This window comes from Marivirga sericea (genome assembly GCF_900177665.1).
Classification (GTDB): domain Bacteria; phylum Bacteroidota; class Bacteroidia; order Cytophagales; family Cyclobacteriaceae; genus Marivirga; species Marivirga sericea.
In genome coordinates this window covers 75,768-91,866 of the sequence record NZ_FXAW01000004.1, presented here as the reverse complement: position 1 = coordinate 91,866, position 16,099 = coordinate 75,768, and the positions used below count along the sequence as shown (strand labels likewise).

At 35.7% G+C, this 16,099-nt stretch carries 12 protein-coding genes; 9 read left to right on the top strand and 3 right to left on the bottom strand.

Annotated features, from left to right (window positions below; all coding sequences use genetic code 11):
- Positions 1-34: 34 nt before the first annotated feature.
- On the top strand, positions 35-1,090 hold the full coding sequence (locus B9Y84_RS10280) for a M42 family metallopeptidase (RefSeq protein ID WP_085517015.1): 1,056 nt from the start codon (positions 35-37) through the stop codon (positions 1,088-1,090).
- A gap of 11 nt (positions 1,091-1,101) precedes the next feature.
- Positions 1,102-1,707 (top strand): carboxypeptidase-like regulatory domain-containing protein, encoded by a 606-nt coding sequence (locus tag B9Y84_RS10275; protein ID WP_085517014.1) that lies wholly within the window; start codon positions 1,102-1,104, stop codon positions 1,705-1,707.
- A gap of 24 nt (positions 1,708-1,731) precedes the next feature.
- On the opposite strand, the gene B9Y84_RS10270 is transcribed toward B9Y84_RS10275, so the two are convergent.
- Positions 1,732-5,958, bottom strand: a complete 4,227-nt coding sequence (locus B9Y84_RS10270) for a CHAT domain-containing protein (protein WP_085517013.1) — start codon at positions 5,956-5,958, stop codon at positions 1,732-1,734.
- A 284-nt stretch (positions 5,959-6,242) separates the two neighbouring features.
- Here B9Y84_RS10270 and B9Y84_RS10265 point away from each other — a divergent pair, with 284 nt between their 5' ends.
- Entirely contained in the window at positions 6,243-7,607 is a 1,365-nt protein-coding gene (locus B9Y84_RS10265; protein WP_085517012.1) for an MATE family efflux transporter, read from the top strand.
- Here the strand turns inward: B9Y84_RS10265 and B9Y84_RS10260 are convergent.
- Positions 7,589-8,371 (bottom strand): DUF429 domain-containing protein, encoded by a 783-nt coding sequence (locus B9Y84_RS10260; RefSeq protein WP_085517011.1) that lies wholly within the window; start codon positions 8,369-8,371, stop codon positions 7,589-7,591. The two genes, B9Y84_RS10265 and B9Y84_RS10260, sit on opposite strands and share 19 nt — an antisense overlap.
- A gap of 23 nt (positions 8,372-8,394) precedes the next feature.
- Here B9Y84_RS10260 and B9Y84_RS10255 point away from each other — a divergent pair, with 23 nt between their 5' ends.
- The 6 genes from B9Y84_RS10255 (at position 8,395) to lpxB (ending at position 15,168) form a co-directional block, all read left to right on the top strand.
- Positions 8,395-9,123 carry a lysophospholipid acyltransferase family protein gene (locus B9Y84_RS10255; RefSeq protein WP_085517010.1) on the top strand — a complete coding sequence of 243 codons (729 nt, stop codon included), beginning with the start codon at positions 8,395-8,397 and terminating at the stop codon, positions 9,121-9,123.
- A gap of 1 nt (position 9,124) precedes the next feature.
- Positions 9,125-9,412, top strand: coding sequence for an Asp-tRNA(Asn)/Glu-tRNA(Gln) amidotransferase subunit GatC (gene gatC, locus B9Y84_RS10250; RefSeq protein ID WP_085517009.1), 288 nt, complete (start codon positions 9,125-9,127; stop codon positions 9,410-9,412).
- Between the two features lie 7 nt (positions 9,413-9,419).
- Positions 9,420-12,428: a tetratricopeptide repeat protein gene (locus tag B9Y84_RS10245; protein ID WP_139828006.1), complete on the top strand. Its 3,009-nt coding sequence runs from the start codon at positions 9,420-9,422 to the stop codon at positions 12,426-12,428.
- Positions 12,429-12,511: 83 nt separating this feature from the next.
- Positions 12,512-13,231 carry an ABC transporter ATP-binding protein gene (locus B9Y84_RS10240; protein WP_085517007.1) on the top strand — a complete coding sequence of 240 codons (720 nt, stop codon included), beginning with the start codon at positions 12,512-12,514 and terminating at the stop codon, positions 13,229-13,231.
- A gap of 163 nt (positions 13,232-13,394) precedes the next feature.
- Positions 13,395-14,045, top strand: coding sequence for a response regulator transcription factor (locus B9Y84_RS10235; protein ID WP_085517006.1), 651 nt, complete (start codon positions 13,395-13,397; stop codon positions 14,043-14,045).
- Between the two features lie 22 nt (positions 14,046-14,067).
- A complete protein-coding gene (lpxB, locus tag B9Y84_RS10230; protein ID WP_085517005.1) occupies positions 14,068-15,168 on the top strand; it encodes a lipid-A-disaccharide synthase in 1,101 nt (366 codons plus the stop codon).
- On the opposite strand, the gene fmt is transcribed toward lpxB, so the two are convergent.
- Positions 15,169-16,086 carry a methionyl-tRNA formyltransferase gene (gene fmt / locus B9Y84_RS10225; protein ID WP_245830849.1) on the bottom strand — a complete coding sequence of 306 codons (918 nt, stop codon included), beginning with the start codon at positions 16,084-16,086 and terminating at the stop codon, positions 15,169-15,171.
- Between the last annotated feature and the right edge of the window lie 13 nt (positions 16,087-16,099).

Here is a 16,099-nt window from a genome sequence, read left to right as displayed (position 1 = left end):
CAATTAATTTTGATTGAGTTAAAATATAGAATATATGGAAAATTTCAATATAGAATTACTTTCAAAAATATGTGAAACACCTGGCGCACCAGGACACGAAAAACGGATTAGAGACTTAGTAATTGAGGAAGTTAAAGCCTTGGTTGATGAAGTAGAGGTAGATAATCTGGGGAATGTTTATGCAATCAAGAAGGCTAAGAGTAATCCTGAGAGTAAAAAAGTAATGGTTGCAGCCCATATGGACGAGATCGGCTTTATGGTAACACACATAGATGAAAATGGCTTCCTCAGATTCACCACTTTGGGAGGATTCGACCCTAAAACCCTGACAGCTCAGCGTGTAATTGTGCACGGTAAAAAAGATGTGATAGGAGTGATGGGTTCTAAACCCATTCATGTGATGTCTACTGAAGAAAGGAATAAGGTATCCAAAACTACAGACTATTTTATTGACTTAGGAATGGGTAAAGAGGAGGTTGAGAAGATAGTTTCTGTTGGAGATGCGGTCACTAGAGAAAGGGGTTTAATTGAAATGGGGGACTGTGTTAATTGCAAATCTATCGACAACAGAGTTTCAGTCTTTGTATTAATTGAGGCTTTAAAAACGATCAAGAACCACCCCTATGATGTCTATGCAGTCTTTACAGTGCAAGAAGAGGTAGGGTTAAGAGGTGCTAATGTGGCTTCTCATAATATTAATCCGGATTTTGGAATAGCTTTGGATACTACGATCGCTTTTGACTTACCTGGTGCTCAAGCGCATGAAAAAGTAACTTCACTAGGAGGAGGAACGGCAATTAAAGTTCTAGATGCTATGACCATTTGCGATTATAGGATGGTAGAATTCATGAAGCAGACTGCCGATCGAAATAGTATTAAATGGCAACCGGAGATTTTAACTGCCGGTGGGACCGATACTGCAGGCTTGCAAAGAATGGGAAAAAATGGTGCGATTGCAGGCGCTATTTCTATCCCGACTAGGAATTTGCATCAAGTTATTGAAATGGCACATAAACAAGATATTCTGGATTCCGTTCAATTGTTAAATGCTTGTTTAGAAACACTTGACAAGTACAATTGGGACCATTAAATCTACAATTCATGAGAAATAATCTTTTTATACTACTACCGATACTTTTTTTTAGCTTTTCAGTTTGTGCTCAAGAAGACGACCCCATCAACATAACGGGTGTAATTTTAGATGCAGAAAATATGGAGCCGGTACCATTTACAACGGTTTTGATTGGTGCGGGTAAAAGCGGTACGGTAGCAGACAACTCGGGTTATTTTTCATTTTTAGCCTATCCTGGTGATACCATAACTTTTAGAAGTGTTGGGTATCAAAACTCAACTTTTATAATCCCCAAATTATTAGAGGGTAAAACATATTCCCTAATTGAATTGATGGTACGTGAAAATGTATTGTTGGAAGAAATTACAGTCTACCCTCTGCCTGATGTTGATTACTTTACTGATACAATTGTAAAGTCTGAGTTAACGGATGTTCAGAAAAGACAGCTAGATCGTTTTAAAAAGGATTTAAATGGTTTATTGCAGACCCAAAATGAGCAAAATGGTCCCTATTATGACCAATGGAGATATGCTAGGTTATATGAAATGACTGGAATAGTGCCACCCAATAATTTTTTAAACCCTATGACTTGGAGTAATTTTATTAGGGACTGGAAAAAGAATAGCGAGAAGTAGAACCTCTCGCTATTAGTGTCTTTGCTAGATACCTATCATCACAAAAGCCCCCCAATAAATAGGGTCTTTGTATTCATTGCGAATTTCTTTTTTGGCATCAATAAAGGCTTGTCTCTTGTCTCCAGTTTCTAACCATTTTTCATAGAAAGAAACCATTAGTTTCTGAGTTGCTTCATCGGAGACTTTAAAAAGGCTCATGACTAGTGTTTTAGCTCCCGCCACAAGGAAAGATCTCTGGAGTCCGAACACTCCTTCACCACCATGTACTTCACCGAGGCCAGTTTCACAGGCAGAAAGGACCACTAAATCAGTCTTATCTAAATTGAGGTTCATTGCTTCATAGGCGGTTAAAATGCCAGGCTCAATATTATAATTGTAGCGGGTTTTAGTAAGCAAATCTCCAGATCCTTTCAGCATTAAGCCCGTATTAAGCAATGGATTTTCGCTCATTTGATTATTCTCGAAACTGTTATCCTGCTTTCTATCCTCCTTTTCAGTAAAGAACCCATGCGTAGCGATGTGAAAAACTTTGGGGCTTTTCATGTCCTTTACTCTTTCTTCTGCTGCTTTTGTATCCAGATAGTTTGATGTGGTCCAACCGTTTTGTTCGAAAAGTTTTGTCAGGGCGTCTATCTCTATCTTAGTTCCAGGTAAATCACTGATTTGAGTGGCTCCAGACCGAAATTCACTTATGTACTCTTGTCTTGAAGCGAGGTAAAACTTGGGGTCTCCAAACAGTAATGCGGTTTTTTCATCCTGTGAAGTTTCGCTTGCATTCTTTTTCAGATACAAATCTTTCGTATTACTGACTAGCACTATGTTTGTTTTGTCTAATAAGTATTGCTGATTGCCAATTGGGATTGCTTCCAAGTTGATCTGGTTGTAAACCCCGTCAGGTGACAAATAGATTGTTTTATTGAGACCGACAGCCTTCTCAATTGGCTCCCAAAAGTTTTTATATGAAAAATTATCTTGCACTCGGAATTTGATGGCATTTCTATAGTTATTGAAAAACTTAGATTCCATATCGTTACCAGATTCCATCACTACGAATTCTGGTTTACTTTTTTCTTCACTTTTGAGGATTAGCATTAGATAAACTACTGAATCTGTTATATAATGATCGAAATGCCTGAATCTGACCATCTCAATGGCCACCTCGTTGGGCTGCAGGGTTTCTCGTATCTGCTCCCAGTTATAGTCTTGCTGTACAATTCCCTCACTGAAAAGTTCTGATTGCTGACTTAGTGATTTTTCGATTAATTCTACCTCTCTGGCCAATTGTGAAAGATTTATACCTTCACTTTCAAGTTGCTCCTTGCTCATTGAAATAGCGTTAGAAAGCAGCTCTTTTTTATCTAGCCAGTCGAAATACTGCGTCTTTAAGATGGAATCATTACTATTTAAAATACGTTCTCGCATTTTGATAGAACTGCTCAATAATAGTCCTTTTGTTTTTAGTGTATTGTTAAAGACCGTTTGTATCATCTCCGGATATCGGTCATGCATAGTCAAGGCCATAGTATTGAAATAGTCGTAATCATCTCTGATCGTATTCCAATATTTGGTTTTCTCTCTTTCACTTAAAGCTGGGAAATATTCTTTTATAAAGACGTTGTAATTTTTCATTACCTCTTCAATATACGTTTTAGCTTTTCTTTGATTCCCATCCATATAATAGACCTTGCTCATACGGGAGGTCGCTTTCACATATTCAGGATGTTGATCATTGAAGAATTTTTCATTCAGCTTTTGACTTTCTTTATATTCGCTCTCTGCAGCATTCCACTTTCTTTGCTTATAAAAGATGTCACCTCGTAAAATATGGATATCAGCAGCTTTGATATTATTTCTCCTTCCAGCTTTATCTTTCCATATGTCTTCCGATTGTTCTAAAAAGCTTAAAGCGTCTTCTAATTTATCTTCTGAAATGAAAAATCTTGCCATATCCTTTAGTAAATCAGCATACAAAGGACTTTTGGGAGAGAACCTTTTTCCAACAATAGTTTTAGCTTCAAACAGCAAATCTTCAATTTTTTGAGCATTTTCGTCTCCTTCGTAGAACAAAACAATAGCAAGCTTTGAAATGGATGTGGCAACATCTACATGATCTCTTCCAAATTGATTCTCTAAAACTGATATTGCACGGCTATAGAACTCTTCAGATTTATCATAGTCTCCTAAAGTTTCGTACAATTCTCCTAATAGGAGAATTGCAGGAGCATTTTTAGTAGAATTCTTGCCAAAAGTATTTTCTGATATTTCTAAGGCTCTTCTTCCTAATTCTTCAGTTTTAGTATAATCTCCCTTTATCAATTGCAACCTTCCAAAATCAACCATGGGTAAGATTAATTTTCTACTATCCTCTCCATATAGTTCTGTATTTCTTTCTAGAGCTTTAAGTAGAATTTTTTCTGTTTCTCCATATTTCCCTACTTTCAGATAAACGGAAGCTAGTTCTTGAGAAGCGAGTAGTGGATTATATTCAGGACTTGGAATTGTTCTGGAGTAGAGTTTTTGCGATAATTCTAATGCATCTTCAGCTTCATCGAAAAATCCTTTGATAGATAGTAGTTTCGCTTGCGTCTCTAGCGCCATGATATAATATACAATACTGAATTCGGTATCAAAATTCTGCAGAATACTAATGGACTCTGCAATATTAACTTCAGCTTTCTCGTATTCTCCGATTTTTATTTGCAAATCAGCTATTAGATTTAATTCTTTTCCGAAATCGATATCTTGGTTATCATATTTTGTTCTAGTGGCTAGAAGCGCTTCATCTAGCAAATCTGAAGCTTTCTCATAATCATCATCAATCTGATAGGTAGTGGCTAGGTGATTTAAGAGATTAACATATTTGTAGTGCTTGGTGGTGATTTGCTTTTCAATTTTTCCGTAGAATTCTTGATTGTAGATTTTTACAGCATCTTCGAATTTATCAGTGTGGTCGACCCAGTGGTGAGCAAGATCTAATTTGCTATAGGAAGTACTCACACTGGTATCACCATAAAGCATTGATTTAATGTCAATAATCTGATTAAGATAGCCTTCGGCATTTTGATAATTGTTTTTAGCTGAAGCTACTTTAACCAAGGTATTCAATAGTTCTATCCTAATGGGGTGATCTGCAGGTAATAGATTTTTATCGTCTGATAACTTAGCTGCAGCTTGCTCTAATTTTTTTATATCTCCTTTTCGAAGATCTGATTCAAATGATATTGTAGCTAACTTAACAAAGTGAGAGCTATTCTTATCAAAATTCGTTTTGAGAATTTTTTCTAAATCTTTGTAGAAAGCCAAAGCTTTTGAGATATTATTTTCTTTAATAGTATTGAGAACTAACTTTTCAAGATATTTAAGTGTGGATGGATGATTAGCACCATTGGCAGAGATGGAATAAATATAAGCATCACTGTAATAGCTAAACGGTAGCTCTCTAGTCCCATTCTCCTCTAGAAATTCTGCGAAGTAGTAGAGGTGGTCAGCAAAATATTTATTTCTTTTATTGAGCTTATCTTTTATCCAACTTTCCCCAGTTGAAAATGCAGAGTCAGCACGTCTGATTTCTCCTTTATGTCTCAATGCATTGCTTTTGAGCGTAATCATTCTTGCTGCATCTTCAAATCTTTTTTCAAGCTGCTTATTTTTTAAATTATTATCTTTATCAAGCGTTCTTTGTAAGTAAAATGCTTCTTCTTGGTTAATTAGTTTCAATGCTTTGTTATAGTCCCCAATTGCGATGAGTATTTCAGCTTTTTTGAGCTTTAGCTCGCTCAAATACAAGTCGTCAGCCGCATCGGAGTTTTGAAATAAGTCAATAGCTTGCTCCAAATAATCATAGGCTTTCACGTAGTTGCCATAATTAACCATATTTTGGGCAGCATCAATTAAATTGATTCCATGACTTATGGAGTTTTCGCCATTAGTTTTTTGGCTGATGGCTAATGCATCAGAATTGATTTTGTAGTAATCGTCAAACTGCCCTAATGCCCAATTGTACTTGGCCTGCTTGAGTTTTGCGACAGCTAAAAATTGATTTTCAGCACCAAATTTCTGGGTGCTTTTGCTTTCTAGTTTATCAACAAATTTTAAAGCTTTCTCAAATTTGCCCTGGTCAAACTTTTTTTCAGCTTTTTCTATATATTTATTGTACTTCTTTACGCTCTGCGCATTAGCTTGGTAGTGCGCAAATGCGAAAAAAGTTAATCCTAAAAACACTAGATTAAAAAGTCTTTTTGTAGTACCCATAACGATTGAATTATTACAATTTATTATAAGATAAAGATAATAAAAATATTTAGATTTTGGGTTGTTTATACCTATCTGTATTTATTAATTTTTTATAATTCTAGTTTTATTTTGACTATTTAAGCTTTTTAAATTTCAGATTACTAAACCTATTGGTGTAAAGAAGGATATCTTGGAAGTAGTGAGCTTTTACAATATGTTTGATTTTACTCGAATATTCTAATCCATTTTGATGACCGTTTACTTCCATAATATTACTAGTTTTGCATTGTGAATCGGAAAGAATGAAAGCCCAAGATTTTAAGGAGCATTTTAAACGTAATTATTTACTCGCATATCCAGTTGTATTAAGCCAGCTAGGGCATGTGCTGGTGGGTACAGCAGATTCAGTCATGGTGGGGAGAGTAGGAACAGAGGAATTAGCAGCCGTTTCCGTTGCTAATGCCGTGTTCAGTGTCACCATGATGTTTGGAATTGGGATTTCCTTTGGTCTTACACCTTTGGTTGCACAATCCGATGGAGAGGGAAATCATCGTTCTGCTATGCGCTTTATGAAGCATAGTTTTGTGATCAATCTTATTTTTGGGTTGCTTCTTTTTGGAATTCTACTTTTTGGGGGTTTTATACTAGATATATTAGATCAACCGAAAGAAGTGGTGGTATTGGCAAAGCCTTATTTGGCAATTATAGGGTTTTCTTTAGTGCCTTTCATGATTTTTCAAACTTACAAGCAATTTGCAGAGGGATTATCCCTTACAAAACAGGCCATGTATATTACAATAAGTGCCAATGTCATTAATATTGTGCTTAATTATATATTAATTTTTGGGAAATTAGGTTTTGAACCGATGGGTTTGGTAGGTGCTGGCTGGGCTACTCTTATTTCTAGAATTTTGATGGCTGTTGCAATGGCACTATTCGTGAGGTATTACAAGAAATTTGCAGTTTACTGGAAATATTTTAAAGTAATTATTTGGAATCCAATTTCTTTTAAGCAGTTACTAAATCTAGGTGTTCCTACTGGCTTTCAGTATATCTTTGAAGTAGGGGCTTTTGCTTCTGCTGCAATTATGATTGGCTGGATGGGTGCTGTTCCGCTTGCTTCTCATCAGGTTGCTATGAATTTAGCCTCTATCAGTTATATGATGGCTACAGGTATATCTGCTGCTGCTACTGTAAGAGTTGGGAATCAATTAGGTCAAAGAGACATACCGACTATGCGTATTGCCGCTTTCACATGTTTTTTGATGGCTGTGATTTTTATGAGTTTTACGGGTTTAGTATTTCTGGGTTTAAATGACTATTTACCCATGTTATATACCTCTGACCAAGAAGTAATTAAGATTGCCTCCTCTTTATTAATCATCGCAGCTCTTTTCCAACTCTCAGATGGAGTGCAAGTAGTAGGTTTGGGTGCTTTGCGCGGAATGGGCGATGTAAAGCTTCCAACTGTTGTTACTTTTATGGCGTATTGGGTGATTGGCTTACCAACTGGCTATTTATTAGCATTTACTTTTGGATTTGAAGAAAAAGGCGTTTGGTATGGATTGCTCACTGGCTTAAGTGTTACAGCTGTAATCCTATTTATTCGATTCAACAATAGGTCTAAAATACTAGCGTCAAAAATGAATCAAAGTATATCAGGATGATAGATCCAGCCTTCTTCTTTTGCTTTTAGCAAGACTTTTTTAGGGATATCGTTTTTAATGGTAGGAATTTCTTGATTCTTCCCACTGAAACCTAGTCCATAAAGAGCACAAATTACAGCATCCGCAATATCGCTTTTTTCTTTAGCGTCTTGAAAATAGTAGTCGAAGCCTTTGATTTGTTTAAAACTGTTCATCTCAAGTATTTTTTGGTAAACAGTAAAGATGGGGTGACTTTTCAGTTTAGTGCTTTTCAATAGTCCAGGATATACCTCTATAGCTCTTATTCTACTTTCTGCATCAAATGGTAATATCGAGAAATCAGCAAATTTCGCTTTCAATTCTCCAAGCACTGTAATAGCTACTGTGGCATTGCTGGTCAGAAAACTAAAAGAAGCACTTAAAGGCGTTTTGCCAAAATTATTTTTGATATATAAATCTGTTATACGCCATGCAATAGGATTTTCTTTCAGCTCACTTTGAACTGAATGGAAGATATTACACGGATTTTGATTAATGATTTCTTTAAATAAAATAGGGAATTGTAATGGAGCATCTATTCCTAAAATTATCTCATGAGAGTTTTGATAGAGATTTAAAATATTTTCAATTTCATTTTTTATTTGGAAAACATTCAATTTTGTTGCCTTTAAAAGTGTAATTTCGCTATTGTCATATTCCAAAACGCAAAGCCCATGATTTTTACCACTCCAACCACCAACATCCCACCCAATGGAAATTTCTTTATTTTTTAATTCTTTTGTCATTTGTTATTTTTAGGCTTTAAAGTATGCGATATTTTTTCAAGCAGATATACACAGTTTGGTGTGCAATTGTTTTTATTGTTTTACTGCTGCTGTTATATCCCTTTTTTCTGATCATTATTGCTAATAAAGCATGGCATAAACACTGTTATTATCTAAATAAGATTTGGGCTAATGTAGCTTTATTTTTAGTAGGCATAAAAACGGAAGTAGAAGGTATTGAGCAAATAAACGCTAAGAACCAATATGTATATTGTTCTAATCATTTCTCACTTTTGGACATAGTAAGCTTTGGATTTGCTCCTCAGTCGGTGGTTTATGTAGGTAAAAGCTCCTTGGCTAAAATACCTTTGTTCGGATATATGTTTAGCCAACTGCATGTTACAGTAAATAGAGCAAGTCCCACTAATGCTTATAAAGCCCTGCATAAAGCTATCGACAAGATGGGAGAAGATAGGTCTTTGGTAATGTTTCCGGAGGGAGGGATACTGTCTAAAAGAATTCCTGAAATGAGTAGGTTTAAGGATGGGGCTTTTAGAGCAGCTATTATGAAACAAATTCCACTTGTGCCTGTGAGTCTTCCAGATAATTGGATAATTTTGCCTGATACCAGAATTCCTTTGATTAGTAGGAAGAAAATGCGGATGATCTATCATAAGCCAATTCCTACAAAAGGACTCAATATGGAAGATATACCGGCGTTAAAAACAAAGGTTTTCGATATCATTTCAAATGAATTAAAAAACCAGCAATAGGATGAGCATTAATAAAAAAACATTGGAGAAGATAGCCCATTTGGCGCGACTTCAGTTTGATGAAAAATCTGAAGAAAGAATGCTGAAAGATTTGAATAATATGCTTTCTTTTGTGGAGAAATTGCAGGAGTTGGAAACAGATCATATAGAGCCTCTGCAATCTATGACATTTGAATCTAACCAATTGAGGGAAGATAAAGTCAAAGGGCAAATCACGCATGAAGATGGTTTGAAAAATGCTCCAAAAAAGGATGATGACTATTTTAGAGTGCCTAAAGTAATTGAATAAGAAGGAAATGAATAAATTGAATTTTTGGAAAGACTGGAGTGGGAAATACAGGAGCATTTATCAGGTGCTCCTTTTTGTTTTCTTTTTATCCCTTGTTTATAGTTTTTATTCTCAATACAATAGTGATGATATTGCTTTTCCAAAGGAAGTGGCTCGAAAAACCCAAAGCATCGAATTGTCACTGCATAATGTGCAAGATTTTGTTTTTGATTTACAGGTGCCAGCACGGACATATATTATATTTCAATCATTTCTTTCGTTAGATGCAGGCTTCCAATTGAGTGGTACCTATCTCTTAATAGCCGTCATTTTTTGTTGTTTTAGTATTATGATGACAGCAGCTACCTACCTAAGCAGATGGTGGTTTATTATTTTTCAGTCTGTCTTTGTCGTCTGGATTATTACGCTCAAGCTTCAGTTCTTGAATATTTTTGGTATCGATAACCAGCTATTTACATTTTTATTTGTAGGCTTATTTCTTGTTACGGGTTACTATTTCCAAGCATTTAAAGAAGATGCCGGCCTATTTCAAAGATGGCTCAGTTTTGCGTTGTTATTAATCGCATTGCTCTCTCTTGTGATCATGGGATCTAGAATTGAAGCGCCAGTTGTTTTTATGGCTCACCACGGAATTATAGTCCCCGTAATCTTATCTATCATTTTTATATTCAATGTTGCATATGACATTATACTACATATTCTCTATTTATTAGCGGCAAAAAAGAATGAGGATGGCAGTTCAAATCTTCTTCATTTTATTGTGATAACCATGCTTTACCTAATCTATGTCGGCCTTACTTTTGCAAAGAATGATAATATGATTGATATAGAGATTGTGTATCTAAATGAATTTGTATTATTTGCTGTGTCCGCTGTTTTAGGTATTTGGGGCTTTAAAAAGAGAAGTGAACTAGTTAAAAAGCAATTGATTTTTAGGCCGTTAGGAGGTTATGTGTATTTAGCTCTGGGAATAATGGCCTTTTCCGTGATGACTTGGATCTTTAGGAATGGAAATGATCCGCTGATGGACACTTTTGAAGATATGATCATCTTCTCGCATCTTGGTTTTGGAGTTTTGTTTTTCTTTTATGTCCTGTATAATTTTGTAGCACTATTAAAGGCAGGACACGGAATCTACCCAGTGGTTTTCAGACCTGTCAATATTCCTTACAATCTTGTGAGAGCAGTAGGTTTTGGAATTGTAGTCGTTTTGATTTTAAGAGTTTCTTATTTGCCATATTATCAAGCTATATCGGGTTATTATATAGGACTCGCTGATTATTACGCTTACATTGGAGAAGAAGAGAAAGCTACGACAACTTTTAAAGTAGCGAGACAGTATGCTAAAACCTCCCACAAGCATAATTTTGAACTCGGTAAAAGAGAATATGATGCTAAAAATTGGGTTAAGGCTTCAACCTATTTTTCGCAAGCTAATTTTAAAAGACCAAGCGTGCAATCCTACTTGAATAAGGTACAAGCACAAATCAATTCAGACCTTATTTTTGAAGCATTATTTTCGTTAGAGGAGGCTCAGAAGGATTTTCCTGACAATTCCTATATTTTAAATATGAAAGGATTGATTTTCGAAAAGTTAAATCAAGCAGATTCATCTTTTATTTATTTTGATGCTGCAGAAAGAGCAGCTAGTCGAGGAGAGACTGCGGAGGTTTCTGCTGTAAATCGTCTAGCACTGTTTGCCAAGAAAGGTATAGATGAGGATTTACCAGAACAATCTGAATTAAATAATAAATCTGTTGCGTATCAAACCAATTATTTGGCTTTAGCCAATAGAAAGAGAGATTTTATTGATAGTATTAATGTAGAAGCTAATAAAATACCTCAAGTGTTAACCTATAATGACTTTTCATTTTTATTTAATCTGACATTAAATAAGTCATTGGGTCATCAAGATTTTGAGTCAGATTCTGTTAGCTGGTTAGGAAATTTACCAGAGAATAAAGAATTTGATAAATCTTTAAAATATGCCACTTCATCAAGATTAAATTATGCAGGTAAGATCAAGGAAGCGTATGGCTTGATATATGAATTGGAGAATGATAATATTTCAGACGCCGGTTTTTATTATCTATTGCATGGCTTGTGGTTGCTGGAACAAAAGGCCTATACCAAAGCAGCCGAGCATTTTGCACAGGCAGCTGACTTGAAAATGAGCAAAGCAAATACTTACCGCACTATTGCTTTAATTTTAGATGAAAGATTGTTTGAAGCTGCTCAAGTTTATGAAAAACAGTTAGATACAGAGTCAATTTCTATCCAAGTCTTAGAAAATGATCCGCTTTATCAATTTTTGAAAGGAAATTCAACACTTTTACCTGCTAGTTTTCAGTATTTATGGTTGAAAACGAATTCTTCATTACAAAAAAAGGAGAAGGATTCAATTAAAACTCAATTGGAAGGTTCCCCTTTCTTGACATTATTGAAGCTAAATGAGGGAGAAGCGCTCATCAATAAAGCTAAATTTGGTCAAGCCAAGCAGCATTTGCAGGCCCTCAAAATTTCTAAGGATGAAGAAGGTTTGCTTATATATCAAAACAATTTATTGGCTTTATTGGCTGCAGTGACTCAGGATGATAAATTAGACGAAGAGGTTGATGAAAACATATTACTAACCTATCCCTATAATTATGAGTTAGTATGGAAAGCATACCAGAAACTTCAGAAAGACCCAAATGCTCAGGCTCATGATATTATGAAGCGGCTAGGGCTGGAAAATCCATTTTTTGAATCAGCAGTGTTGTATAGTGCTCAGTATTTTAATGAAAATAATGAGCCTGAACAAGCCTACGAAATTTTAGTCCAAGCTAGTCGTTTAAATTCGGAAAGTGTAGAACTATTGAAAGCGTATACTTTTCAAGCATTGAAATTAAATTTGACGAATTATGCGGAAGATTCATACAAGGATTTAGCTAAGTTATTAACAATGGAAGAGTGGGAGGAGTTTTCTGATAAATATGAGACTATGAAGGAGCAAATGGAACAAAAGCCCTGGTAGTTTCCGTTTATCACAAATCAATTGTGTAAACCATACTTCTGAATTAAATTTTCATCTTAAACTATCAATGAATAATAAAATTAATGGGACAATCTGTAATCCAAACCAAAGACATTGCTAAGATATATAAAATGGGAACTGAGACAGTGGAAGCACTGAAGTCAGTAACCATTAATATTGACAAAGGAGAATATGTTGCTTTTATGGGACCTTCTGGTTCTGGTAAATCAACCTTAATGAATATTATTGGGTGCTTAGATACACCAACGAGAGGTCAATATCAGTTAGCAGGGCAAGATGTAAGTGAGACCTCAGAAAATGATTTAGCTGAAATCCGAAATAAAGAAATAGGGTTTGTATTTCAGACTTTTAATTTACTACCACGCCAATCTTCTTTAGAAAATGTTGCTCTCCCCTTGGTATATGCTGGTTTTAGTAAGTCCCAAAGGGAAGAAAGAGCGTTAGAAGTTTTAACTAGTGTTGGATTAGGAGATAGAGCCTATCACAAACCGAATGAACTCTCTGGTGGACAGCGTCAGCGGGTAGCCATTGCCAGAGCTTTAGTGAATAATCCTAGTATTATTCTAGCTGATGAACCAACAGGAAACCTCGATACTAAAACATCATACGAAATCATGGAATTATTTCAATATTTGCATGATCAAGGAAATACTATTGTTATGGTAACTCATGAGGACGATATTGCGCAATATGCTCATAGAATAATCAGGATGCGAGATGGTCTAGTGGAAAGTGATAACATCAATGAAAACATCACGAGGGTTGGGGTGGAACCTGCCTAATTAGGCTCCTGAAGATTAGTTGATTTTTCGGATCAAAAGGAGAGGTGGTTAAAATATTTTAGAGGCTTTAATTTATTTTTCTGAAGTCAATATTTCTCACTATTATTCGATCTAATTCTACCTATATTGTTGTAAGTCAAATTGAATAAATTTAGATTTGAGAATGAGCGAAGTATCCTATCCAATAAAATTGTTAATTGCTGATGATCATGAGATTCTAGCAAGTGGAATGTCATCTATACTTTCAAAGCAAGAAGAATTAACTATTCTAGACACTGTATCAAACGGTCAGGAAGTACTAGATTTTTTAGCGGATCATGAAGTAGATGTAGTGATAATGGATTTGAATATGCCTGTTTTAAACGGTATAGAAGCCACTGAAATTATTAAAAAGAAATTTCCTAAAACAAAAATTTTAATACTGTCCATGTTTGATAGAGAAGGCTATATTCAAAATGCATTGGATGTAGGAGTGGATGGATATGTGTTGAAGAATGTTAGCGAAAGCGAGATTCTTTCAGCAGTGAAGAGGATAATGGAAGGAAAAACCTACTTCTCTCAGGATGTAATGGCTAAAATGGCTATGAAAATGCGCGTTTACGGGGAGTCAGAGGGAGGAGTGAAATTAACGGATACAGAACGCAAGATCTTACAGCATTTAAGCGAAGGGGATACATCAGGAGAGATATCTGAGAAACTCGATTTAGCACCAAATACAATTACTTCCTATCGCAAATTACTGTTGCAAAAATTTGAAGCAAAGAATGTTTCTCATATGGTGAAAATGGCTTTTGAAAAAGGCTATTTAGGTTAAGACCACAAGAACTACTCAAGAAATGAAGTATTATATCATTGCCGGTGAACGTTCTGGAGATCTTCATGGCAGTAACCTCATTAAAGCACTAAAGTCAATACAGCCAGATTCAGAAATTCGCTGTTGGGGAGGAGATGCAATGGAGCATGCTGGTGGTGATTTAGTGGTCCATTACAGGGAGATGGCCTATATGGGCTTTTGGGAAGTAATCAAGCACCTTGGAGCTATCCGCAAAAAAATTCAATTTTGTAAAGACGATATTTTAGATTTTAAACCCGATGCCATAATTCTGATCGACTATGCAGGCTTTAATATGAGGATTGCCAAGTTTGCTAAAGCATACCATATTCCAGTTCACTATTATATTTCTCCAAAAGTATGGGCCTGGAATCAGAAAAGAGCTTATAAAATTAAAAAGAATGTAGATTATATGTATGTCATCTTACCATTCGAAAAGGAATTTTATCAAGGTTTTGATTTCAAGGTTGATTACGTGGGAAATCCACTTCTAGATGCCATTCGTGATTTTAAACCAAATCAAAAGTTCGGCTTTAAAGACCAAAATGTAGTAGCTGTATTACCTGGTAGTCGCAAACAGGAAGTGGAACACATGTTGGATAATTTGTATAAAGTGACACAAGCATTTCCTGATGAGCATTTTGTGGTTGCAGGTGTGAAAAATTTGGATAAATCACTGTATTCAAAAGTGAAGAATCAATTAAATGTGAGTTTGATTTTTGATGAAACCTACGATTTATTATCCAATGCCAAAGCCGCTTTAGTAACCTCAGGAACTGCGACTTTAGAGACTGCCTTATTCAATGTACCAGAAGTGGTGGTCTATAAAACCGGTACAATATCTTATGCCATAGCCAAAAAGGTAGTGAAAGTAGAGTTTATATCACTAGTAAATTTAATTCTGCAAAAAGAAGCCGTTAAGGAATTGATACAGGAAAAATTTACTTTAGAAAATTTAGTTGTTGAATTGAAAGAGATACTACCCGGTGGAAATAAAAGGGCTCAGGTCTTAAACGATTATCAGGTTTTAAAAGACATGATGGGAGATGAAAACACCTCCCAAAAAACAGCGGATTTGATTATTCAAAGGAGTTACAATTCATAATTAGAGTTGGTTCCCCCTAAAGAAGTCTGCAACCTCCATTCTTTTTTTACCCTCTGGCTGTATTATTTTTAAAGCCAAAATCCCTGGGTTACATTGAATATGGAGGTGATTTTTATTATCAGTAATCAATTTTCCAATTTCTCCTGTTGAATCTTTATCAATTATAGAGGATTCATGAATTTTATATTTTTTATTGTTAATTATTGCCCACGCAGTAGGGAATGGATTTAGGCCTCTAACATAATTATAGAGCTTTTCTGCGGGTTCTGTCCATTTCAACTCAGTATTCTCTTTAAACAGCTTAGGGGCATGCTTTAACGTTTGGTTTTCATTCTGCTGGTGTAGCTCATAATCCCCAGTTTCAATAGCTTCTACTGTTTTTAATACCAATTCGGCCCCTTTGTCCATGAGCCTGTTATAGACTGTACCTGTTGTATCACTAGGGGAAATAGGCTCTTTTTCCTGCATAATAATACTTCCCGTATCTATTTCATGTTTGAGAAAGAAAGTTGTCAATCCCGTTTCGGTTTCTCCGTTCATTACAGCCCAATGAATAGGGGCCGCACCTCTGTACTGTGGTAGGAGGGAGGCATGTAAATTGAAAGTACCAATTTCCGGCATTGACCAGACGGCTTCGGGCAGCATTCTAAATGCGACTACTATTTGTAAATTGGCCTCAAGACTGGCTAATTCTGCTTGAAATTCAGGATCTTTCAAATTATTGGGTTGCATGATTTTAAGGCCAGCCAACTGTGCATATTCCTTTACAGGCGATTGTGACAGCTTTTGTCCCCGGCCTTTGGGTTTGTCAGGAGCGGTGATGACAGCTGCGATATCATAATGGTTTTCTACTAATATCCTCAAAGAGGGCACCGCAAAATCCGGGGTACCCATATAAACGATGCGTAATTTCTTCATAGACTACAAAGAT